Source organism: Chitinimonas violaceus (genome assembly GCF_052601015.1).
This window is the reverse complement of sequence record NZ_JBQXDJ010000225.1, coordinates 1-490: the sequence shown is the minus strand read 5'-3', so window position 1 is coordinate 490 and position 490 is coordinate 1. Positions and strand designations below refer to the sequence as shown.

The following is a 490-nucleotide window of genomic DNA, read 5'->3' as shown; positions in this document are numbered from 1 at the left end:
CATTCGTGCAGGCTACGGGACGTCAATCCTTACGCCTATCTCAAGGACGTGCTGACCCGCTACCCATCGGCCAAGCCTGCCGACCTTGATCATCTGCTACCGCATCGTTGGGCTGCCGACCATCCCGCCATCCCTTGTTGAATTGCCACCCTCCATGGACTTCAGTGCACTTCTTAAAGCCTTGAACGAGGCATCCGGGTTCGAGCTGTTCCGCCTTCGCGTTGCCATTGACCGAGCACTGGAACAGCCGCACTGGCAGGTTGCGATTCAGCGCCAATTGCACATTGGGCAGATGATCGAGTTCTTCGATGGTCAGGACAATCGCCTACGCACAGGGCGGCTCGTGGAAATGCGTCGCAAACAAGCCGTCGTAGAGTTGGATGAACCTACGCGTGTCTGTTGGCTGATCCCCTACGTATCGATCAACGTAGACGGCCTGGACGTAACCATCCGCGAACAGCCCAAACGCGGGCTGGGTCGAAACGAAGTC

2 protein-coding genes are annotated in these 490 nt (G+C 57.6%); both read left to right on the top strand.

From position 1 onward, the window contains the following. Window positions 1-141 (top strand): transposase domain-containing protein (locus tag ACUHMQ_RS21045; RefSeq protein WP_445297389.1); only part of this gene is annotated, 141 nt, incomplete at its 5' end. Window positions 142-154: 13 nt separating this feature from the next. After that, the coding region (locus ACUHMQ_RS21040; RefSeq protein ID WP_445297388.1) for a hypothetical protein at window positions 155-490 on the top strand (336 nt) is incomplete at its 3' end.